The 19,551-nt window shown below is 65.1% G+C and carries 17 protein-coding genes; 5 read left to right on the forward strand and 12 right to left on the reverse strand.

Annotation, left to right across the window (positions count from 1 at the left end; translation table 11 throughout):
- Position 1: 1 nt before the first annotated feature.
- Together ACLB6G_RS05810 and ACLB6G_RS05815 are read right to left on the reverse strand one after the other, a co-directional pair.
- Positions 2-739, reverse strand: a complete 738-nt coding sequence (locus ACLB6G_RS05810) for an alanyl-tRNA editing protein (RefSeq protein ID WP_410355202.1) — start codon at positions 737-739, stop codon at positions 2-4.
- Entirely contained in the window at positions 736-1,773 is a 1,038-nt protein-coding gene (locus ACLB6G_RS05815; RefSeq protein ID WP_410355203.1) for a cysteine synthase A, read from the reverse strand. The genes ACLB6G_RS05810 and ACLB6G_RS05815 overlap by 4 nt, the downstream gene beginning before the upstream one ends.
- 226 nt (positions 1,774-1,999) lie before the next feature.
- On the opposite strand from ACLB6G_RS05815, the gene ACLB6G_RS05820 reads away from it, so the two are divergent.
- A complete protein-coding gene (locus ACLB6G_RS05820) occupies positions 2,000-2,650 on the forward strand; it encodes a ChrR family anti-sigma-E factor (protein ID WP_410355204.1) in 651 nt (216 codons plus the stop codon).
- A gap of 94 nt (positions 2,651-2,744) precedes the next feature.
- Positions 2,745-3,545: an SDR family NAD(P)-dependent oxidoreductase gene (locus ACLB6G_RS05825; protein ID WP_410355205.1), complete on the forward strand. Its 801-nt coding sequence runs from the start codon at positions 2,745-2,747 to the stop codon at positions 3,543-3,545.
- Between the two features lie 18 nt (positions 3,546-3,563).
- Here the strand turns inward: ACLB6G_RS05825 and ACLB6G_RS05830 are convergent, their stop codons facing one another.
- Positions 3,564-4,898: an MFS transporter gene (locus ACLB6G_RS05830; RefSeq protein ID WP_410355206.1), complete on the reverse strand. Its 1,335-nt coding sequence runs from the start codon at positions 4,896-4,898 to the stop codon at positions 3,564-3,566.
- A gap of 135 nt (positions 4,899-5,033) precedes the next feature.
- Here ACLB6G_RS05830 and ACLB6G_RS05835 point away from each other — a divergent pair, with 135 nt between their 5' ends.
- The gene (locus tag ACLB6G_RS05835; RefSeq protein WP_410355207.1) at positions 5,034-6,008 is read left to right on the forward strand and encodes an alpha/beta hydrolase; all 975 of its coding nucleotides are present in this window, start codon (positions 5,034-5,036) and stop codon (positions 6,006-6,008) included.
- 3 nt (positions 6,009-6,011) lie between these two features.
- Here the strand turns inward: ACLB6G_RS05835 and ACLB6G_RS05840 are convergent, their stop codons facing one another.
- The 4 genes from ACLB6G_RS05840 to ilvA all read right to left on the reverse strand — a co-directional run bounded on the left by ACLB6G_RS05840 (position 6,012) and on the right by ilvA (position 11,248).
- The gene (locus ACLB6G_RS05840; RefSeq protein ID WP_410355208.1) at positions 6,012-7,205 is read right to left on the reverse strand and encodes an MFS transporter; all 1,194 of its coding nucleotides are present in this window, start codon (positions 7,203-7,205) and stop codon (positions 6,012-6,014) included.
- A gap of 119 nt (positions 7,206-7,324) precedes the next feature.
- Positions 7,325-8,908: a Na/Pi cotransporter family protein gene (locus tag ACLB6G_RS05845; RefSeq protein WP_410355209.1), complete on the reverse strand. Its 1,584-nt coding sequence runs from the start codon at positions 8,906-8,908 to the stop codon at positions 7,325-7,327.
- Positions 8,909-8,950: 42 nt separating this feature from the next.
- Positions 8,951-9,979 carry an alpha/beta hydrolase gene (locus ACLB6G_RS05850; protein WP_410355210.1) on the reverse strand — a complete coding sequence of 343 codons (1,029 nt, stop codon included), beginning with the start codon at positions 9,977-9,979 and terminating at the stop codon, positions 8,951-8,953.
- A 15-nt stretch (positions 9,980-9,994) separates the two neighbouring features.
- Positions 9,995-11,248, reverse strand: a complete 1,254-nt coding sequence (gene ilvA / locus ACLB6G_RS05855; protein WP_410355211.1) for a threonine ammonia-lyase IlvA — start codon at positions 11,246-11,248, stop codon at positions 9,995-9,997.
- 196 nt (positions 11,249-11,444) lie between these two features.
- On the opposite strand from ilvA, the gene ACLB6G_RS05860 reads away from it, so the two are divergent.
- On the forward strand, positions 11,445-12,899 hold the full coding sequence (locus tag ACLB6G_RS05860) for a TrkH family potassium uptake protein (protein WP_410355212.1): 1,455 nt from the start codon (positions 11,445-11,447) through the stop codon (positions 12,897-12,899).
- 132 nt (positions 12,900-13,031) lie between these two features.
- Complete coding sequence (locus tag ACLB6G_RS05865) at positions 13,032-14,192, forward strand: alpha/beta hydrolase (RefSeq protein WP_410355213.1); 1,161 nt, start codon at positions 13,032-13,034, stop codon at positions 14,190-14,192.
- A gap of 82 nt (positions 14,193-14,274) precedes the next feature.
- Here the strand turns inward: ACLB6G_RS05865 and ACLB6G_RS05870 are convergent, their stop codons facing one another.
- The 5 genes from ACLB6G_RS05870 to ACLB6G_RS05890 form a co-directional block, all read right to left on the reverse strand.
- On the reverse strand, positions 14,275-14,829 hold the full coding sequence (locus tag ACLB6G_RS05870; protein ID WP_410355214.1) for a VOC family protein: 555 nt from the start codon (positions 14,827-14,829) through the stop codon (positions 14,275-14,277).
- Positions 14,830-15,014: 185 nt separating this feature from the next.
- The gene (fahA, locus tag ACLB6G_RS05875; RefSeq protein WP_410355215.1) at positions 15,015-16,259 is read right to left on the reverse strand and encodes a fumarylacetoacetase; all 1,245 of its coding nucleotides are present in this window, start codon (positions 16,257-16,259) and stop codon (positions 15,015-15,017) included.
- Positions 16,260-16,279: 20 nt separating this feature from the next.
- Positions 16,280-17,638 carry a homogentisate 1,2-dioxygenase gene (gene hmgA, locus ACLB6G_RS05880; RefSeq protein ID WP_410355216.1) on the reverse strand — a complete coding sequence of 453 codons (1,359 nt, stop codon included), beginning with the start codon at positions 17,636-17,638 and terminating at the stop codon, positions 16,280-16,282.
- A gap of 53 nt (positions 17,639-17,691) precedes the next feature.
- Positions 17,692-17,895 (reverse strand): DUF2783 domain-containing protein, encoded by a 204-nt coding sequence (locus ACLB6G_RS05885; RefSeq protein ID WP_410355217.1) that lies wholly within the window; start codon positions 17,893-17,895, stop codon positions 17,692-17,694.
- 12 nt (positions 17,896-17,907) lie between these two features.
- Positions 17,908-19,515 carry an FAD-dependent oxidoreductase gene (locus ACLB6G_RS05890; RefSeq protein ID WP_410355218.1) on the reverse strand — a complete coding sequence of 536 codons (1,608 nt, stop codon included), beginning with the start codon at positions 19,513-19,515 and terminating at the stop codon, positions 17,908-17,910.
- Positions 19,516-19,551: the final 36 nt, after the last annotated feature.

A 19,551-nucleotide genomic window follows, 5' to 3' on the forward strand; every position in this document is an offset into this window, starting at 1 on the left:
ACTACCCCGGAAGCGCGCCGAAGCGGATGCGGAAGCGGCGGTTTTCCCGCCCCTTCTTCTCGATCTTGCCGATGTGGATGGCGCCGACCTCCTCGGTCGTGGAGACGTGGGTTCCACCGCAGGGCTGGCTGTCGACCGTGCCGTCCTCGCCGATGCAGACAAGGCGGATGGTGCCGGCGCCGGAAGGCGGGCGCACGTTCTTGGATTTCACCAGCGACGGATTGGCCGCGAGGTCGGCCTCCGCGATCAGCTTCGTGAAGACCGGATGCGCGCCGTTGACGATATCCATGAGCCGGGCCGTCACTTCCTCCTTGGTGAAGGCGGCGTCGGGAATGTCGAAATCGACGCGGCTTTCCTCCTCTCCAACGGAAGCGCCGGTGATCGGGAAGGGGCAGACGACAGTCAGCAGATGGCAGGCGGTGTGCATGCGCATCAGCCGGTAGCGCCGGTCCCAGTCGATGTGCAGGACGAGCGTCTCGCCCACTTCGGGCACGGGCTGGCCGTTGGCCGGCACATGGATGATCTCGTCCTTGGTCTCGCCGGTGACGGTGGCAGCGATCTCGATCATGGAACCGTCGGCGCGCTCCAGGCGGCCGGTATCGCCCGGCTGGCCGCCCGAGGTGGCATAGAAGACGGTCCTGTCGAGGATGATGCCGCCACGATCGTTGACGGCAACCACCCTGCCCTCGGCTGTCGAGAGATAGGCGTCGTCACGGAACAGGCACTGGGTCGCGCTCATGCTTCGGCATCCTCGAAGGGGACGGCAATGTCGCTCCTTGCCTCCATCCACGCGGGAAATGGCAGGTCCTTTGACCGCAGGAAATCCGGGTTGAAAAGCTTGGACTGGTAGCGCGTGCCATAGTCGCACAGGATCGTCACGATGGTATGGCCGGGGCCGAGTTCGCGGGCCAGGCGCATGGCGCCGGCAATGTTGATGCCCGACGATCCGCCAAGGCAAAGCCCTTCCTCCTGCACGAGGTCGAAAACGACGGGCAATGCCTCGTCATCGCCGATCTGGTAGGCGAAATCCGGCGTGAAGCCTTCCAGGTTCGCGGTGATGCGCCCCTGGCCGATGCCCTCGGTGATGGAGGAGCCTTCCGACTTCATTTCGCCGGTCGTGTAGTAGCTGTAGAGCGCCGCGCCCATCGGGTCGGCCAGCGCCACCTTCACGTCCGCATTCCTCGCCTTGAGACCCATGGCAACGCCCGCCAGGGTGCCGCCAGTGCCCACGGCGGCGACGAAACCGTCCACCTTGCCGCCCGTCTGCGCCCAGATTTCCGCGGCCGTGGTCGCGACATGGCCGTCACGGTTGGCGGTGTTGTCGAACTGGTTGGCCCAGATGGCGCCATGCGGGCTGCTCTCGGCCAGCTGCGCGGCGAGCCGCCCTGACACCTTCACATAGTTGTTGGGATTGCGATAGGGGACGGCGGGAACCTCGATCAGTTCGGCGCTCAGCACCCGCAGGGCGTCCTTCTTTTCCTGGCTCTGGGTCTCGGGAATCACGATGACGGTGCGGTAGCCGAGCGCCTTGGCGACGACGGTCAGGCCGATGCCGGTATTGCCGGCGGTGCCTTCCACGATCAGGCCACCGGGTTCCAGCAAGCCGCGCTTCTCGGCATCACGAATGATGAACAGCCCGGCGCGATCCTTGACCGACTGGCCCGGATTCATGAATTCCGCCTTGCCGTAGATCTCGCATCCGGTTTGCTCGGACGCCTTGCGCAAACGGATCAGCGGCGTATTGCCGATGCACTCAAGTACTGACGCGGTCATGTTTTTCCCGTATTTTCCTTCATTGCCGCCGGAAGGGTATGGACCGCAGCGCGGCCTTGCAAGCAGCGTTTTTGCGCCTGAACCCGGGTTTTGGCAGTTTTTGTCTCACCGGGGCAAAAAGCCGGACTTGTTTTGCCGGTGATCCGGATTGCGCAGAACAGCGTAGATCAGGCAGAACTTCGCAATGCCGGAGTGAAGGTGCAACTCCGGGCCAGGGGAAACGAACTTGAAGAACACGGAAACACAGGAACGAATCGACGCCCTTCTGGCGCGCTACGTGTCCGGTCTGCTGCCGGAGCCAGCGCGCGTGCTGGTCGATGCCCATCTGGAGATCTCGCCGGTCAACCGGGGCATGGTCAACGGGCTCGAGACGCTCGCCGGGGACGTCCTGGAACACATGGAGCCGGCGCCGATACATTCCGCCGATGCATGCCTGGAACGCATTTTCGCGTCGCGCGCACCGGAAATCCGCCTTCCGCGCACGGTGCCTTCCGACGGGCTGCTGCCCCGCGCCATCGCGGGCTTCATCGGCATGAACGCGGACGAGATTCCGTGGAAGACGAGAATGCCCGGTTTCCGCGACTTCGAACTGGGCGAGATCGACGGCTGCCACGTCGAACTTTTCTGGATCAAGCCGGGCCGCGCGATCCCGAAGCACACCCACGAAGGCATGGAACTGTCGCTGGTCCTCGACGGCGCATTCAACGACGACACCGGACGGTATGCGCGCGGCGACATTTCCGTGAACGACGAGACGGTGGATCACCGCCCGATCGCGGAGAAGACGACCCCTTGCATCGGCATGGCCGTCACCGACGGCCCGCTGAGGCTGACCGGTTCCATCGGCCAGCGCCTGTCCGACATCCTTCTGGCCTGAGACAGCTCAAGAATGAATGCCCCACTGCCCGCCGGGAAACCGGCGGGCCTTCTTTTTCGTATATCCGGTCAGGATAAACGAATTGGAGCATTCCATGAGTGACTATCGCGCGAAGCCGCAAGACGGCATCGCCTGGATCACCGGCGCGTCCAGCGGAATCGGACGCGAGGTCGCCCTGCAAATGGCCGCCAAGGGCTGGCGGGTTGTCGCGACCGCGCGCAGCGCCGGCAAGCTCGATGACCTGGCAGACGCGGCCGCCGCGCTGGAGGGATCCATCATCCCCGCAGCCGGCGACACGACGGACGCCGCGGCCATGGCGGACCTCGTGCGGACGCTGGAGGACACGCACGGCCCGATCGCGCTCGCCCTGTTCGTGGCCGGCAATTACTGGCCCGTGCAAGGGGAAAAGCCCGACCCGGAGAAGTTCCGCCAGACCTATGAGGTCAACCTGTTCGGCGTGCTCAACGGACTGGTTCCGGTGGCCGAATCCATGCGCGGCCGCGGACGCGGCCAGATCGGCATTGTCGGCTCCGTATCGGCCTATGGCGGCCTTCCGCTGGCCTCGGCCTATGGCGGGTCGAAGGCGGCAGTCAATTACATGGCGCAATCGCTGAAGTTCGATTTCGACAAGATGAACATCCGGCTCCAGGTGTTCAATCCGGGCTTCGTCGACACGCCGCTGACCGAACAGAACCGCTTTCCCATGCCTTTCCTGATGAAGTCCGGCGATGCGGCCGGCCGGATCGTCACGGGCCTGGAAAGCGGCGGCTTCGAAACCGCCTTCCCGCGCCGCTTCGCCTTCCTGCTCAAGGCCATCAACCTGCTTCCCTGGGGGCTTTATTTTCCCGTCATGAAGCGGGCCATGGGCTGGAACCGGCGCCCGCTGCGCGACTGAGCACGCGCCCAATCAACCTCAGGCCAGCCTGCCGCGCGTCTCGATGCGACGGCGGGCCTCGGCCTGTCCCGCCTCATCCAGCGGGAAAGACCACATCAGCGCCACGGCCAGCAGTTTGAGCGCCACCGGAGCCCAGGCATAGAGCGCGGCAAGGACGAAAAGCGAGAAAGCCGAATTCGCGGCGCCTGCCGCCGGATCGAAGCCGGAGAGCGACAACAGCGGAAAGGCGATTCCCGCGCCGGCGGCAAGCGACAGCTTGGTCGCCAGGCTCCAGGCGGCAAAATAGATGCCCGAACGCTGCGCGCCGGATGCGGCGGTGTCGGCGTCGATCACGTCGGCCTGTATGGACGGCGGAAGCGCAAGATCGAAGCCGAGCACGAAACCGGTGACGACGCAGACCGCGCCGAAGGCGATGATGTCGCCCGTTCCGATCAAGGGTGCGAAGGCGAACACGGCACAGGCCAGGACCATGGCGAGCGACCAGGCGCGGTGCTTGCCGATGCGTGCGGCCAGCCATGTGGCGGCCGGGACGCCAGCCAGTCCGCAAAGGAAATAGAGGAACAGAAGCGGGCCGCGCATGTCCGGCGCGCCAAGCCGGGCGGAAACGAAATAGAGGAAGAGCGTGGCCGGAATCCCGTTCGCGAGCCCGTTCACGAAGTACGCAATGATGAGCCTGAGAAACGGCTTGTTGGCGGCCATGGCGGCAAGGCTCTGGCGCAAGGCAAGGCGGGTCACCGAGTGATCCACCGGTTCGGGCACCGCCAGCAACATCAGTGCGCCGAAAGCCATCAGGCCACCGGCTACGGCGATGCCGAGCGCCGCCATGCCCTCGCGGCCGATATCCTCGCCGTCCGACATCGCAAAGGGAATGGCGATGGCTGCCAGCGTGCCGATGACGGTGAAGGATTCGCGCCAGCCGGTGATGCGGCTGCGTTCGCGATAGCCGCCGGCCAGTTCCGCGCCCCAGGCCGACCAGGACAGCAGCATGGCGCTGAAGCCGGCGGTCAGGACCGCCATCCAGAGGCCGAGATAGACGCCGGAAGCTTCCGGTGGCGGGGCAAACAGCTTCCACGCGGCGAAGGCGGTGACCGGCAGGGCCAGGGCGACCATGGTGCGGCGGCGGCCGAAGCCGTTGCCCATCCGGTCGCCCAGCCAGCCGAACAGCGGATCGTTGATCGCGTCGAACAGGCGCACGGCCACGAGGATGGCGCCGACCATGGCCAATGGCAGGCCGACGGTCTCGGAATAGAATGTCGGCACCACGACGTAGAGCGGCAATGTCAGCGCCGCCACCGGCATGGCCGGAAGGCCATAGGCGACAATGGTTGCAAGTGGCAGGCGGGCGGCGGGCATCGGCGGGTTCCTTCTGACCATGCCTCTTACGGAACGGCCGGCCCGGCGGTTCTTCGCGCCGCGTGACGCTGCGGGACCGATTGTTAAATGCCGGCCATCGCGCTATGGGTCGCGGGTTCAAGGGGAGGCATGGACATGCTGCGCAAGATCATCCGGGCGCTGGTTTTTCTGGTGATCGCCGGCGGCGTCCTTTTTCTGGTGGGGCCGCGAACACCTGTGGACACCTCGATCACGATTGACAGGGCCGGTATCGGCGCGGATCCGGAAGCCGCGATCGCGCGCAGCGAAGCCAATGTCGCGGGCATCCGCGAAGGCGCACGCAAGCAGATCGTCTGGGCCTTTCCGCGCTCGAAGGCGCGCACGCCGCTCGCCATCGTGTATGTGCATGGCTTTTCCGCCACCGCGCAGGAAACGCGGCCCCTGCCCGATCTCGTGGCCCGCGAACTGGGCGCAAACCTCTTCTTCACGCGCCTGACCGGCCATGGCCAGAACGGCGAGGCGCTGGCGCAGGCATCCGTCAACGACTGGATCAACGACTTCGCCGAGGCTGTGGCGGTCGGCAAGGCCATAGGCGAGAAGGTCATCGTCATCGCCACGTCGACCGGCGGTTCGCTGGCGACCTGGGCAGCCGCGCAACCGGCGCTGGCGGGGGACATGGACGCGCTGGTGCTGATCTCGCCCAACTTCCGGCTGAAGGCGGCCGGTTCCTTCCTGCTCAGCCAGCCCTGGGGCCTGCAATTCGCCGAATTCCTGATCGGTCCGGAACGCTCCTATGAACCCCGCAACCCGGACCATGCGAAATACTGGACAACCCGCTATCCGACCCGCGCGCTGATGCCGATGGCAGCGGCGGTCGATCTGGCCAACAGCGTCTTTCCGGAAACGATCGGCGTTCCGGCCCTGTTCATCTACGCGCCGGACGACGCGGTGGTCGACCAGGCCGCGACCGCCGAAAAGGCGTCGAAATGGGCCGCGCCCCATGCCAGCATCGAAGTGACCGACAGCGCCGACCCCTCGCAGCACGTGATCGCCGGGGACGTCCTCTCCCCCAACACCACGGCACGGCTGGCCACTGAAACGGCCGCCTGGATTCGGGGCCTGGGTCTCTAAGCCTCAGACCGGTTCGGGACGCGAATCCCGCGACGCCAGATAGACGGCAAGCCCGAGGCCGAGCGCAGCGGCGTAGAAAAGCCATAGCGCGCCATAGGCGGCCTGCGGTTCGCCGGGGACTGCCGACGCGGTCACCACCCAGCCGGTCAGGAACTGCATCAGGCCGACGCCGCCGATGGAGAAGAAATTCATCAGCGTGACACCGCGCCCGGTGAGATGGGGCGGCAGGAAGGCGCGCGCATGGGCCATGAGCATTCCGTAACTCATGCCCGCCAGACCGATCACGACGAACGCCACAGTGACGCCTGCCAGCCCGGCAGCCGGCGAAAGAAACAGCCAGAGAATCGCGCCGAGCGCGATGGCGTTGCCACCGGCCGCAACCCATTTGCGCGTGCCGAAGACGCGGTCGAGCGGACCGTAGGCGAAGCTGCCCGCGACCATGGCCAGGGCCATGGCGAGCGTCACGTTGCCGATCACCAGGGCATCGGCGGTATAGACATCGGCCAGATAGGGACCGGCCCAAAGACCGCGAATACCGGCGGTCGCGGCATAGTTGATCGCGACCAGCGGGATGATCGGCCAAAGGACCCGCATGCGCATCAGTTCACCGTAACCGGCAAAGCCGCTCGACCTGCCCTCGTTCTCAAGGCGCGGCGGGTCGCGCAGGACGGCGAGGATGAAGGCCGCCACGGCAAGGGTGATGACCGCAAGTCCGGCCATGACCGGACGCCAGCCGAAGGCTTCGCCGGCGGCGGCCAGCGGCGTGGCGCCGATGACATTGCCGGCCGAGCCGAAGGCCACCATCCAGGATGCATAAAGGGCGAACCGCGCCGGCGAATAGGCGCGCGCGAAGATGAAGAAGGCAGCCATGAGCACCGGCGCGCAGCCGATCCCGATCAGCACCATGGCCAGCGTGATCATCCACGGCGCGGTCGCCGCCGCGAAAAGAAACGCGCCACCGCCGCCGGCAACCCCCAGCATGACGGCCGCGGTCAGGCGCGGACCGAAGCGGTCCAGCGAGACGCCGACAAGGAACTGCATGAGCGCGAAGGCGACGAACCAGGCGCCCGAAGCTTCAGAGAGGTCGGCCTTGGTCGCGCCGAGATCCTCGATCAGTGCGGGGGCAAGGACGGCCAGGAAAGAGCGGTAGAACTGCGACAGGACATATGCAAGCGCGAGCGCGGCGATGCCGGCCATCTGATCTTTCCTCCCCGTTTCCGGGCTTCAACGCCCGGCCTTGCCGTGGCCAGCGTGAATGGCACCGAATGGTGCAAACTGGCAAGTCGCCGCCACACAAAGCTTTTTCAGCCGCCGGTTCAAATTCTCCCCTCGCCCTGCGCGGACTGGTGCGGCGCGTCTGCGGCATCGACGAGATGGAAATGAATTCGCGACAGATGCGCGGCGGCGCGATGCAGCCAGCGCATCGCATCGAGACGCATGGCGATTTCGTGCATCGTCGCGGGGACCGGGGCGGCATGTCCGATCACGTCCATGCGATAGCGCTCCTCCTGGCTGCGAATGATGGTCTCCAGCCGGGCATAGCGGGCAGACCGTGTCATTTCGTCGAGCGGTCGGGAGGTATCGATGACCCGCACGAAAACGCGCGCCAGCCGCGACAACCGCCTGTCATGGGGCATGATCGACAGGCGCTCGTCATCCTCGCAGCGGCGCAACAGCCGCTCAAGATGGTCGAATACGTGCAGGAAGGCGTTCACCCGGTCCCGGTTCCATGCCGTGCTGGGGATCGCCGCGACATAGTCCACCAGGCCCTCCTTCGCCGCGCGCAGCCGGACAAGGTCGTTCGCGCGCGGTTTGCGCGCCGATGACAGGCGGGCGGCGACGTGACCTTCCATCTCGGCGACCAGCAGGCGGACACAGGCCGTCGCCGCGTCCGCCGCGGCTTCCACGTCTGCCAGCAGGCGCTTGTCGAGCATGGCGGTGAGCGAGGGGCCGCGTTCGGGAACCAGTCTTTCCATGAGGCGCGCGAAAGCACCGGTGAAGGGCAGGACGAGCAGCACGCCAAGCACGTTGAAGGCGGTATGGAAGGCGACCAGCGCGAATTGTTCGTCACCGTGCGCATGGATGCGCGGCATCGCGACCGTGGAAAACAGGTCAAGCAAGGCCAAGGCCAGGAGACCTGTCATCACATTGAAGATGACGTGGGCAAGGCCGGTGCGGCGGACGGCCTGAGACCCGCCGATCGTGGCGAGGGCGGCGCTGAAGGTCGTGCCGATGTTCATGCCGATGACCATGGCTGCGGCCTGGGGCAAGGTCACCGTACCGACCGAAAGGGCGGCAAGCGCGGTTGCCACGCCGGCCGACGAGGAATGGGTGATCAGGGTGATGGCGATACCCACGCCGACCAGTTGAATCCGTCCGGCGATGGTATCGGCGGGAAATGTCTCCGGCGTCACGAGTCCCTCGAAGGCCACCATGCCGCGCTGCATGGCATCGATGCCGATGAAGAGAAGGCTGAAGCCGGTGAGCGCCTCGCCGGCATGGCGCCAGCGGCCGGGCGCGAACATGGCGGTGAGAACGCCGGCCAGCAGCAGCGGCATGGCGATCGTGCCGAGCTTCAGCTTGAAGCCGATGGCAGCGACGATCCAGCCGGTGACCGTGGTGCCGATATTGGCGCCCAAAATGATGCCCAGCGCCTGATGGAAGGAGAGCACGCCCGCGCCGACAAGGCCGACGGCGGTGATGGTGGTGGCACCCGATGACTGGATGACGGCGGTCAGCGCGGCGCCGGTCAGAACGCCGGAGGCGGCATTGGTGGTGAAGCGGGCGAGCAGGCGGCGCAACATGCCGCCGGCCAGGCTGCGCAAGCCGTCGGTCAGCATGCCGATGCCCAGGATGAACAGCCCGACGCCGCCGATGGCAAGAAGGATGTCGTCGATCATCGTTGCAGCCCGGCCTTCGCGGCGCCCCTCGCCCGTTTCATCTCAGTCGCTATCCCCTGCCGGGAAATGGTCACGCAGCCAGTCCGCCAGGACCGGGCGCACAGCCTCGCCCATCACGATGCCAAGGTGCGATACCCCCGGCAGGACGGCGTAGGTGCCCTGGTCCGTCTGCGCCGCAATCACGGGTTCGAAGCGGTCCGCGCGGAAAGCCTCGTCCGCGCCGCCCGCCAGGACCAGCAGCGGCCTGCCGATGGCGCGGAGATCGGCCTCGTAGTCATCGCGCGGAGCGAAGCTGACATTCATCCTGTACGTGTATTCGGTCGTCGCCAGATCGCCATAGGGACCTTCGAGAACGGATTTCGGCATGTCGAAGGAAATGACCGGCAGGTGATTGAGCGCCGGAAAGCGGATCCGGTTGAGCATGACGAGACCGATGATCCGCCGCGTCGCCGGCTGGGCCCAGCCGCCGGAATTGGGCCGCATCGTCGGCGCATCGTATTTCAGGAAGGGCGCGAGCAGAAGATAGCCGTCAACCGGCACGGCAGGCTTGCCGCCGGCAAAACGGATGACGAAGCCGCCCCCGGAGGAATGACCGCCGAGGACGACCTTGCGCGGATCGCCCGGACGCCGGATGACGGCGATCAGGTCCGCCATGTCCTCCTCCAACTGGCCGATATGGCCGACATCGCCGCGCGGCTCGGGGTTCACGCCATGGCCGCGCATGTCCGGCGCGATCACCGTCGCCAGGCCCTCCCGCGACAGCCACATGGCCAGCGGATGCCATTGCATGGAATTCCAGCCCGAGCCGTGGACGAGGACCAGATAGGGAGCGCCGGGCACGGCGGAATCGTAACGCCGATAAGCCAGGTCCGTGCCGTCGCGGGTCTTGTACAAGGTTGCGTCCGGCAGGCCGGCATAGTCGGCCTCCATGGCTTCGGCGAAATCGAGCGAATCGCCGTCGCCGGTATTGCCGCCGACCGGTGGCGGCGCTTCGCTGAACACGAGAGCCACGGCAATGGAGAAATAGATCGCGATGGAAATGCCGATCGCGATGGCGATCTTCTGGAACATGCACGGGCCCTTGCGTCAGATGATCAGGTTGGCGAGAATCTCGTTTTCGGTGATGTCCTGATAGCCCCAGCCCTCCTTGTCAAACCGCTTCTTGAGCCGGGGGAAGTTGCGCGGGTCCCGGGTCTCGATCCCGATCAGCACCGAGCCGAAATTGCGTGCCGACTTCTTGAGGTACTCGAAGCGCACGATATCGTCCTGCGGGCCCAAAAGATCGAGAAAGTCCCTGAGCGCGCCCGGGCGTTGCGGAAAGCGGAAGATGAAGTACTTCTTCAGCCCCTCGAAGCGAAGCGAACGTTCCTTCACGTCGGGCAGGCGCTCGAAGTCGAAATTGCCGCCCGAGGTGACGCAGACCACTGTCTTGCCGCGCAGGTCGGCGGCGGGAATGTCCTTGAGCGCATCGACCGCCAGCGCGCCCGCCGGTTCCAGCACGATGCCCTCGACGTTCAGCATGTCGATGATGGTCGAGCACAGCCGGTTTTCCGGCATCAGGAGCACGTCGCCGGCAGACAGGGCCTCGAGATGGCGGAAGGGTTCGGCACCGATCTCCGCCACGGCCGCGCCATCGACGAAATTGTCCACCTGGTCGAGCCGGATGCGGCGGCCGGCCTCCAGGCTGCGTTTCAGGCTCGGCGCGCCGGCCGGTTCGCACAGGACAAACCGCGGCGCGCCACCCGCCTCGCGCCAATAGCGGATGACGCCGGACGAAAGTCCGCCGCCGCCGACGGGAAGAAGGCACAGGTCCGCGGCCACGCCCGGCGGCAACTGTTCGCCGATTTCCAGCGCCACCGTCGCCTGGCCCTCGATGATGTCCTTGTGGTCGAAGGGCGGCACGAGTTCGCCGCCTTCGGCTTTCGCATAGGCAATGGCGGCCTTGTAGCAGGCGTCGAAAATGTCGCCGACAAGCCGGATCTCGACATGCCTGCCGCCGAATGCGACGGTCTTGTCGATCTTCTGCTGCGGTGTGGTGACAGGCATGAAAACGACACCCTTGCGGCCGAAATGGCGGCATGTGAAGGCGAAGCCCTGCGCATGATTGCCCGCCGAGGCGCAGACGAATATCCGGTCACCACCGCGATCCACCGATTTGCGCATGAAATTGTAGGCGCCGCGCAACTTGTAGGAGCGCACCGGCGTCAGGTCCTCGCGCTTCAGCCAGATATCGGCGTGATACTTGCGCGAGAGATAGTCGTTGCGCTGCAGGGGCGTGACCGCGAACAGATCGCGCAGGGCCCGGGCGGTGGTTTCGACGCTCTTCGTGAATCCGCTCATGGCGCATCCTTTCGCCCGGGATCGTCCGCACCCGGAAAATTTATCGCACAAACCGGCCTTGCCCGGTGACCGGCGGGCAAGCATAGGCTAAGGAAAGCCGAGGGCCGACATGCCGGCGCATACGCGGCAAGACGGCCGTTATGGAACGATGGCCGCGGCGACGCAAGGCTGGCCGCGAAAGCACTGGGATGGCGGTTTGAACGCAAACACGGTTCGCGCGGCGGTCTTCGTCGCCTCCATCTTTGCGCTTTACATGTCGGTGGCCATGCTGATCCCGGCGGCCGTGGACCTCTATTTCAACAACCCGGACTGGAAAGCCTTCGCCTTGTCGGCCTTCTTCTTGTCGGGTCTGTCGTCGGCGGTTGCGATGGCGACACGCGTTCCTACACCTGCCATCAACAGCCGGTTCGGCTTCCTGCTGGTGAACCTCCTGTGGCTGTCCATGATCGTCGCCGGCGCCTTTCCCTTCCTGGCCTCTTCGCTCGAACTGGGATTCGCCGACACCGTTTTCGAAACCGTCTCGGCGATCACGGCCACCGGCGCGACCGTGCTGACGGGGCTGGACGACATGCCGCCGGGGCTGCTGCTCTGGCGCTCGATCCTGCAATGGATCGGCGGGCTCGGCGTCATCGCGCTCGGTGTCTTCCTGCTGCCGTTCCTCAAACTCGGCGGCGTGTCCTTCTTCCGCATCGAATCGTCGGACAAGGAGGACAAGCCATTCGCCCGATTCTCCACCTATGCGGTGTCGATCATCTCGATCTATGCGCTGCTGACGCTGATCTGCGCGGTGGCCTATGCCCTGGCCGGCATGCCGCTGTTCCACGCCGTCAACCATGCCATGACCACCATGGCGACGGGCGGCTTTTCCACCCACGATGCGTCGATGGGCTTCTACACATCGCCGGCCATCATCTGGACGAGCACCATCTTCATGACCATTGGCGGCCTGCCCTTCGCCGTGCTCATCCTGTTTGCCGTTCGCGGCCGCAGGGACGTGTTCTTCGATCCGCAGATCCGCGTCTTTCTGGGCCTGATCGTGCTGTTCTCGGTCACCAACGCGATCTGGATCACGGTCACCGACCGCATCCCCTTCTTCTTCGCGCTGACCCATTCCACGTTCAACTTCGTTTCGATCATCACCACCACCGGCTATTCCTCGACCGATTACGGCGCCTGGGGTCCCTACACGGTGGCGACCATCTTCGTGGCGATGTTCCTTGGCGGCTGTTCGGGCTCGACGACCGGCGGCATCAAGGCCTACCGCTTCTACATCCTCTTCCAGGTCTTCTCCAACGGCCTGAAACGCCTGATCTATCCGTCCACCATCCTGCCGGTGAAATACGGGTCGCGACCTGTGGAAGAGCAGACGCAGCGGGCCGTGGTGCTGTTCATCGCGGCCTTCTTCGTCATCTGGGGCGTGCTGATCGTGCTGCTTTCGGCGACCGGGCTCGATTTCGAGACCGCCGTCACCGGCGCCCTGTCGGCCATCACCAATGTCGGCCCCGGGCTCGGCGACGTCATCGGCCCGACCGGCAATTTCTCCAGCCTGTCCGACATCGCCAAGTACATCATGGCCGCCGGCATGCTGCTCGGGCGCCTGGAAATCCTGGCGGTTCTCATCCTCTTCACGCCGGCCTTCTGGCGGCGCTGATACCTTACCACCTGTTACACGGCTGCAACGGGCTGCGCTTTCCGGCCAAGGGTTGACGGCATCGTGACCGCTGCCACTTTGCATTGCAGCATGCTTCGCGATAGGGTGCGCTGCCCTTGCAGAAAGACGCCCATGCCCGCCCGTTCCGTGCGCCTGACCCTCTTGGCCTTCATGGCCCTGATCGTTCCGCTTGCCGGCTGTGCAAGCGATATCGCGACGCGCCGTATCACGGCCGCGGAGGCGATTGCCGCCGGCGTCCCCCAGGGCGCCACCCAGCACCGCATCCTGGTCGCGACGACGCGCGCGCCGGACGAAAATCCGGACATTCTTTATAACGGAGAACGGGGCGAAGGCATCCGTTTCAACGAGATCACCGTCTCCGTTCCACCCGATCACCAGATCGGCGAAACCGAGCGCGTTTCGCGCGGCCTGCCCGATCCGTCACGCCATTTCGTGGCAACCGCCATCCGGCCGGTCGCCAATTCCGACGTCTTCGCCAAGACCGCCCGGCCGGGCGGCGGCAAGGATGTGCTGGTCTTCGTGCATGGCTACCGCAACACCTTTGCCGATGCACTGTTCCGCATCACGCAGATCGTCCACGATACCGGCTTCGAGGGCACGGCGATCCTGTTCAGCTGGGCCTCGCGCGGCAATGCGCTCGACTACATCTATGACCGCGACAGCGCGACGGCGGCGCGCGACGCGCTGGAATACACGCTCCGCCTGGCGGCCCGCGCCAATCCGCGCCGAATCGACGTGATGGCCCATTCCATGGGAAGCTGGGTGACGATGGAAGCGCTGCGCCAGCTCAAGATCGCGGGTGACCCGACACTTGGCGGACGGCTCGGCGATGTCATCCTCGCCTCGCCCGACATTTCCGCGGACGTGTTCAAGGCACAGATGGAGCGCTACGGAAAGCCGCGGACGCCCTTCTTCGTGCTGTTGTCGCGCGACGACCGCGCGCTCAAGCTGAGCCAGGCGCTTGCCGGCAACAAGCCGCGCCTCGGCGCCTATACCGACGACAAGGAAATCGCGGAACTCGGCGTCGTCGTGGTCGATCTGACGGAAGCTGGCAGCAGCGGTATCAATCACACGAAATTCGCCCAGAACCCGCAACTTGTCACGCTGCTCGGCGAACGCCTGCGCGACGGGGAAAGGTTCCAGCCGGACCGCAACAAGCTCGGCGACAGCCTGCTGACGCTCGGCGTTGGCGTCGGGAGCGTGCTCGAATCGACAGCCCGGGTCATCATCACGACGCCCCAGGCGGTGTTCCAGACGGCGCTGCCGCAATAGCAGCCTGCCGCCCAAAAAAAGACGCGGCCCGAAGGCCGCGTCATGCCTCACCGAGGCCATTTGCCGGGGGCGGCAAATCCTGTCAGACGGTGGACAATTCCTTGGCGTGAAGCCAATCGGCATGCTTCGGCGCCTTTTTCGTGCGCGCCCATTCCTCCAGCATGTCCCACTTCACCTCGTCCAGCTTCTTCTTCATCGCCTCTTCCTCCGGATCGTCGCAGGCCAGTTCGACGCGATGGCCGTTGGGATCGAAGAAATAGATCGAATGAAAGATGGAATGATCGGTCACGCCGAGCACGTCGATGCCGTTCTTCTCAAGCTGCTCCTTGAAGGCAATGAGCGTGTCGCGGTCCTTCACCTTGAAGGCGATGTGCTGCACCCAGGCCGGCGTATTCTCGTCGCGGCCCATCTCCGGCTTGGTCGGCAATTCGAAGAAGGCGAGCACGTTGCCGCTGCCGGCGTTGAGAAACACGTGCATGTAGGGGTCCGGCTCATGGGTGGACGGCACATGGTCCTCCGCGATCGCCAGAACGAAATCCATGTTGAGGTTTTTCACATACCATTCAACGGTTTCCTTGGCGTCCTTGCAGCGGTAGGCGACATGGTGGATGCGGTCGAGTTTCGGTACGGCTGTCATCGGCTTTCTCCCTATTCCGGCCTGGCGCGGGCCGGGCATCGTGCCGGCCGGCCATTCGCGCTTATAGTTGCGTTCGTAACTGTTGTTTTTGTAACTATCAACACGGATCACAGGCTTCGAAAAAGAAAAACGGCGGACCCGAAGGCCCGCCGCTGCATTGTCTCATCGCAGAGCGGATCGATGCGTCAGCCGACCGGCCTGGCCGGCAGGATCTTGCCCGCGCATGCACCGAATCCGATGCGGTAGCCGTCGCCCTGGGCATGGCCGCGAAGCGTGACCGTGTCGCCATCCTCGATGAAGCTGCGCGTGCCGCCGCCCTTGATGGCGACCGGTTCCTTGCCGCCCCAGGACAGTTCCAGCAGCGAGCCGCGCGTTTCCTTTTCGGCCCCGGAGATCGTGCCGGAACCCAGCAGGTCGCCGACGCGCATCGGGCAGCCGGACGAGGTGTGATGGGCAAGCTGCTGGGCGGAGGAGTAGTACATTTCGCGGTAATTGGTGCGCGACAGGACCGTTTCCTCGCCGCCTTCCGGCGTAAGGCCGAATTCCAGCTGGATATCGTAGAGCATCGGCCCAGGTTCGGCGAGATAGGGCAGCAAGGGCTTTTCGCGCGCCGGCGTGGAGGTGCGGAACGGTGCCAGCGCGGCGGACGTGACGATCCACGGGCTGATCGTGGTGGCGGTCGCCTTGGCCTGGAAGGGTCCCAGCGGCTGGTATTCCCAGGCCTGGATGTCGCGCGCCGACCAGTCGTTCAGCAGCACGTAGCCGAAGATGTTCTCGAAGGCCTGCGAGACCGAGATCGGCCCGTTCGACGGCTGGCCGACAATGGCGCCCATCTCCAGTTCCAGGTCGAAACGCTGCGACGGTCCGAAGCGTGGCGCCGCGTCATCCGGGCCCTTCAACTGACCGTTGGGACGCACGACGGGCGTGCCCGACACGACGACCGAGGAAGCGCGGCCATTGTAGCCGATGGGGATATGCAGCCAGTTCGGCGGCAGCGCGTTTTCAGGCCCGCGAAACATCACGCCGACATTGAAGGCGTGGTTCCGCCCGGCATAGAAGTCGGTGTACTCGGTCACCGCGAAGGGCATGTGCAGCGTGGCGTCCGCCATGGGCACCAGATGCGGCTCCACGTCCGCGTGGGCGGGCGACCCTTCGGCGAGCAACGCCGTCAGTTCGCCGCGCAGCTTGTCCCAGGCGACCGGACCCATGGCCATGAAGGCATTCCATGTGCCGGTTTCCAGCGCGCCCTCGTAGTTCAGCTTGCCCGCGGCCTCCAGGGCGGCCACGTCGAGGATCATGTCGCCAATGGCGACGCCGCAGCGCGGCTTGCCCTCACCGGTGGAAAAGACGCCATAGGGCAGGTTGTTGAGCGGAAATCCGGTCTCCGGCGCATTGGCGCTCTCGACCCAGGATCGCTTCAATGCGGTCATGATTGCGTCTCCAGTCCTTCTCACTTGCCCTTGGGCGATCCGTCGTAGTGCTTCACCAGATCGGCCCAGCAGTCGATGTAGTTGTCCTGCAACGGGGCTTCCTTCGCGGCGAACTCTGTCAGGTGCTGCGGGAAGCGGGTTTCGAACATGAAGGACATGGTGTTGTCCAGCTTCTCCGCCTTCAGGTCGGCATTGGAGGCCCCCTCGAAGGCCTGCTTGTCCGGCCCGTGCGGCAGCATCATGTTGTGCAGGCTCATGCCGCCGGGCACGAAGCCTTCCGGCTTGGCGTCGTAGATGCCGTAGATGTTGCCCATCAGTTCCGACATGACGTTCTTGTGGTACCAGGGCGGCCGGAAGGTGTTTTCGGCCACCATCCAGCGTTCGCGGAACAGCACGAAGTCGATGTTGGCCGTGCCCGGCTGGCCGGACGGAGCGGTCAGCACCGTGAAGATGGACGGATCGGGGTGATCGAACAGGATGGCGCCGACCGGGCAATAGGCAGTGAGATCGTATTTCACCGGCGCGTAGTTGCCGTGCCAGGCGACGACATCGAGCGGCGACTGCGCGATTTCGGTGACATGGAACTGGCCGCACCACTTGATCGTCAGCGTGGAGGGCACCTCGCGGTCCTCGAAGGCAGCGACGGGCGCCTTGAAATCACGGGGATTGGCCAGGCAATTGGCGCCGATCGGGCCCCTGCCCGGCAGTTCGAACTTCTGGCCGTAATTCTCGCAGACGAAGCCGCGCGCCGGGCCTTCCACCACCTCGACCCGATAGACCAGACCGCGCGGAATGACGGCGATCTCCTGCGGCTGCAGGTCGATGATGCCGAGTTCGGTCCAGAAGCGCAGCCGGCCGGCCTGCGGCACGACGAGCAGTTCGCTGTCGGCGGAGTAGAAATAGTCGTCCTCCATCGACGTGTTGACGAGGTAGACATGGCTTGCCATGCCCACCTGCGTGTTGACGTCGCCAGCCGTCGTCATGGTACGCATGCCGGTGATCCAGGTCAGCGGCTCCTCGGCATGGGGCACCGGGCTCCAGCGGTACTGGCCGAGCGAGATGATGTCGTCGCTGACATGGGGCGCCGTCTTCCAATAGGGCACGTCGATCTTGCGGTAGCGCGCCGAATGCTTCACCGACGGGCGGATGCGGTAGCACCATGTCCGCTCGTTCTGATGGCTGGGCGCGGTGAAGGCCGTGCCGGAAAGCTGTTCGGCATAAAGCCCGTAGGCGCATTTCTGCGGGCTGTTCATGCCCTGCGGCAGGGCGCCGGGAAGCGCCTCGGTCTCGAAGTCATTGCCGAAGCCGGGCATGTAACCAGGCGTGATGGCGCCGGTCTGGTCCTGCTGGATGTATTTGCGTTTCGTCTGGATGTTCATGGGGTCAACTCCCTGTCAAACGGCGTTTTGCAGTCCCCTTGGCCGGGACCGCCTCAATCCTGCCCGGAGGGCCTGGCGGCGGCCCGCAGGGCGGCGTCGAGCACATCCATGTCGCCGACATGGTTGGCCAGGATGAGGATCAGTCGCGCATTCAAGGCGTCGCTTTCGGCCTTTGTGAGGCCTTCATGGGCCGCCAGAAGCCGGGCGTAGAAGTCGTCCGGACGGGCGATATTGGGCGCGGTGTTGAGTGCGTTCATGCTCTTGTCTCCTCAGATCCGCCCGACGGCCCTGTTGATGGCGGCGCGCACGGCACTTTCGTCATAGCCTTCCCAGCGCGCTGCGACGTGCTGGTCGGGCCGCATCAGGTAGACGGCGGACTTCGCCTCGCCCAGATAACGCTCGCGCAATGCGGGGTTGTCGCTGGCCGAAAGGGCAAGACGGGTCGCGCAGATGCCGCTGTCGCACAACGAATCCGGCGCATCTGCGTCAATGGTGACGATCTGGAAAGCGCCGCCCAGCCGGTCGATCAGCCAGGAGCCGTCCGGCAACGGCGCGTCGGGCGCCGGCGATCCGGGCCGCGTTCGCCTCGGCATGGCGTCGCAATCCGGCCCGTTGAGCGGCGAGCCGTCATAGGTGCAGGGCACGGAAAGGCGGCCGGAATTGACCAGCGGACGGGCGAAGTCAAAGCGTTCCGACAGGTCGAGCACGGCATTGCGGAAGATCGTGCTGATTTCCGATTTCGGCGTGATGAAGTCCGTCGAGCGCGACGAGTTCAGGATGTTTTCGTCGGCGCCGTGAATGCGTTCGACATCATAGCTGTCGAGCAGGCTGTCGGGCGCCATGCCGTCCATGACGAGTTTCAGCTTCCAGACCAGGTTGTCGGTGTCCTGGAGGCCGGAATTTGCGCCGCGCGCACCGAAAGGCGAGACCTGGTGCGCCGCGTCACCGGCGAAGATCACGTGGCCATGGCGGAACTTCTCCATCCGGCGGCACTGGAAGGTGTAGATCGAGACCCATTCCAGCTCGAACTTCGCGTCCTCGCCGAGCATCGCCTTCAGCCGGGGTATGACGTTCTCCGGCTTCTTTTCCTTCTCCTTGTCGATATCCCAGCCAAGCTGGAGATCGATGCGCCAGACCCCGTCCGGCTGCTTGTGGAGAAGCGCGGACTGGCCGCGGTTGAAGGGCGGATCGAACCAGAACCAGCGTTCGGTCGGGAAGTCGGCTTCCATGATGACGTCGGCGATGAGGAAATTGTCCTCGAAGACGCGGCCGACGAAGTCGAGGCCCATCATGGCGCGGATCGGCGAGCCGGCCCCGTCGCAGGCGATCAGCCAGCCGGCCTCCAGCGTGTAGGGACCGTCGGGCGTCTCCACCGTGAGGCGGACGCCGTCGTCCAGCGCCTTGACGGATGTGACCCGCGAGCCGCCGCGGATTTCCACCGGCTTGCCTTCCGCCTGGAGGGCGAAGACCCGGTCCACCATGTATTTCTCGAAATGATATTGCTGCAGGTTGATGAAGGCCGGGCGCTTGTGGCCGTCCTCCGGCAGCAGGTCAAAGGCGTAGACCTGGCGGTCGTCGAAGAAAACCTTGCCCGTGTTCCAGGTCACGCCCTTGTCCACCATGGGATCGCCGCAACCGAGCCGGTCGAGGATTTCCAGCGGCCGCTTGGCGAAGCAGATTGCGCGCGAACCCCAGGAGACCTTGTCGTTCTCGTCCAGCACCACGACCGGCACATTGTGCTGCGCCAGGTCGATGGCAGCGGCAAGGCCGATGGGCCCCGCTCCCACGACAACGACCGGATGACGCACCGGCTTGGCGGCATCCTGGTCAGCGCACCGTTTGTAAGGATACAGCGGCGTCTCGAATATCCTGCTCATCTCTTCCTCCCGGACAGAATCAATGGCCGGCCGGCA

Source organism: Zhengella sedimenti, from assembly GCF_046506625.1.
Classification (GTDB): Bacteria; Pseudomonadota; Alphaproteobacteria; order Rhizobiales; family Rhizobiaceae; genus Zhengella; species Zhengella sedimenti.

What these genes read in the sequence shown, in the direction of transcription:
- ACLB6G_RS05810 (WP_410355202.1), bottom strand. Translation starts at nt 739, where the DNA reads ATGAGCGCGACCCAGTGCCTGTTCCGTGACGACGCCTATCTCTCGACA.
- ACLB6G_RS05815 (WP_410355203.1), bottom strand. Translation starts at nt 1,773, where the DNA reads ATGACCGCGTCAGTACTTGAGTGCATCGGCAATACGCCGCTGATCCGT.
- ACLB6G_RS05825 (WP_410355205.1), top strand. Translation starts at nt 2,745, where the DNA reads ATGAGTGACTATCGCGCGAAGCCGCAAGACGGCATCGCCTGGATCACC.
- ACLB6G_RS05830 (WP_410355206.1), bottom strand. Translation starts at nt 4,898, where the DNA reads ATGCCCGCCGCCCGCCTGCCACTTGCAACCATTGTCGCCTATGGCCTT.
- ACLB6G_RS05835 (WP_410355207.1), top strand. Translation starts at nt 5,034, where the DNA reads ATGCTGCGCAAGATCATCCGGGCGCTGGTTTTTCTGGTGATCGCCGGC.
- ACLB6G_RS05840 (WP_410355208.1), bottom strand. Translation starts at nt 7,205, where the DNA reads ATGGCCGGCATCGCCGCGCTCGCGCTTGCATATGTCCTGTCGCAGTTC.
- ACLB6G_RS05845 (WP_410355209.1), bottom strand. Translation starts at nt 8,908, where the DNA reads ATGATCGACGACATCCTTCTTGCCATCGGCGGCGTCGGGCTGTTCATC.
- ACLB6G_RS05850 (WP_410355210.1), bottom strand. Translation starts at nt 9,979, where the DNA reads ATGTTCCAGAAGATCGCCATCGCGATCGGCATTTCCATCGCGATCTAT.
- ilvA (WP_410355211.1), bottom strand. Translation starts at nt 11,248, where the DNA reads ATGAGCGGATTCACGAAGAGCGTCGAAACCACCGCCCGGGCCCTGCGC.
- ACLB6G_RS05865 (WP_410355213.1), top strand. Translation starts at nt 13,032, where the DNA reads ATGCCCGCCCGTTCCGTGCGCCTGACCCTCTTGGCCTTCATGGCCCTG.
- ACLB6G_RS05870 (WP_410355214.1), bottom strand. Translation starts at nt 14,829, where the DNA reads ATGACAGCCGTACCGAAACTCGACCGCATCCACCATGTCGCCTACCGC.
- fahA (WP_410355215.1), bottom strand. Translation starts at nt 16,259, where the DNA reads ATGACCGCATTGAAGCGATCCTGGGTCGAGAGCGCCAATGCGCCGGAG.
- hmgA (WP_410355216.1), bottom strand. Translation starts at nt 17,638, where the DNA reads ATGAACATCCAGACGAAACGCAAATACATCCAGCAGGACCAGACCGGC.
- ACLB6G_RS05885 (WP_410355217.1), bottom strand. Translation starts at nt 17,895, where the DNA reads ATGAACGCACTCAACACCGCGCCCAATATCGCCCGTCCGGACGACTTC.
- ACLB6G_RS05890 (WP_410355218.1), bottom strand. Translation starts at nt 19,515, where the DNA reads ATGAGCAGGATATTCGAGACGCCGCTGTATCCTTACAAACGGTGCGCT.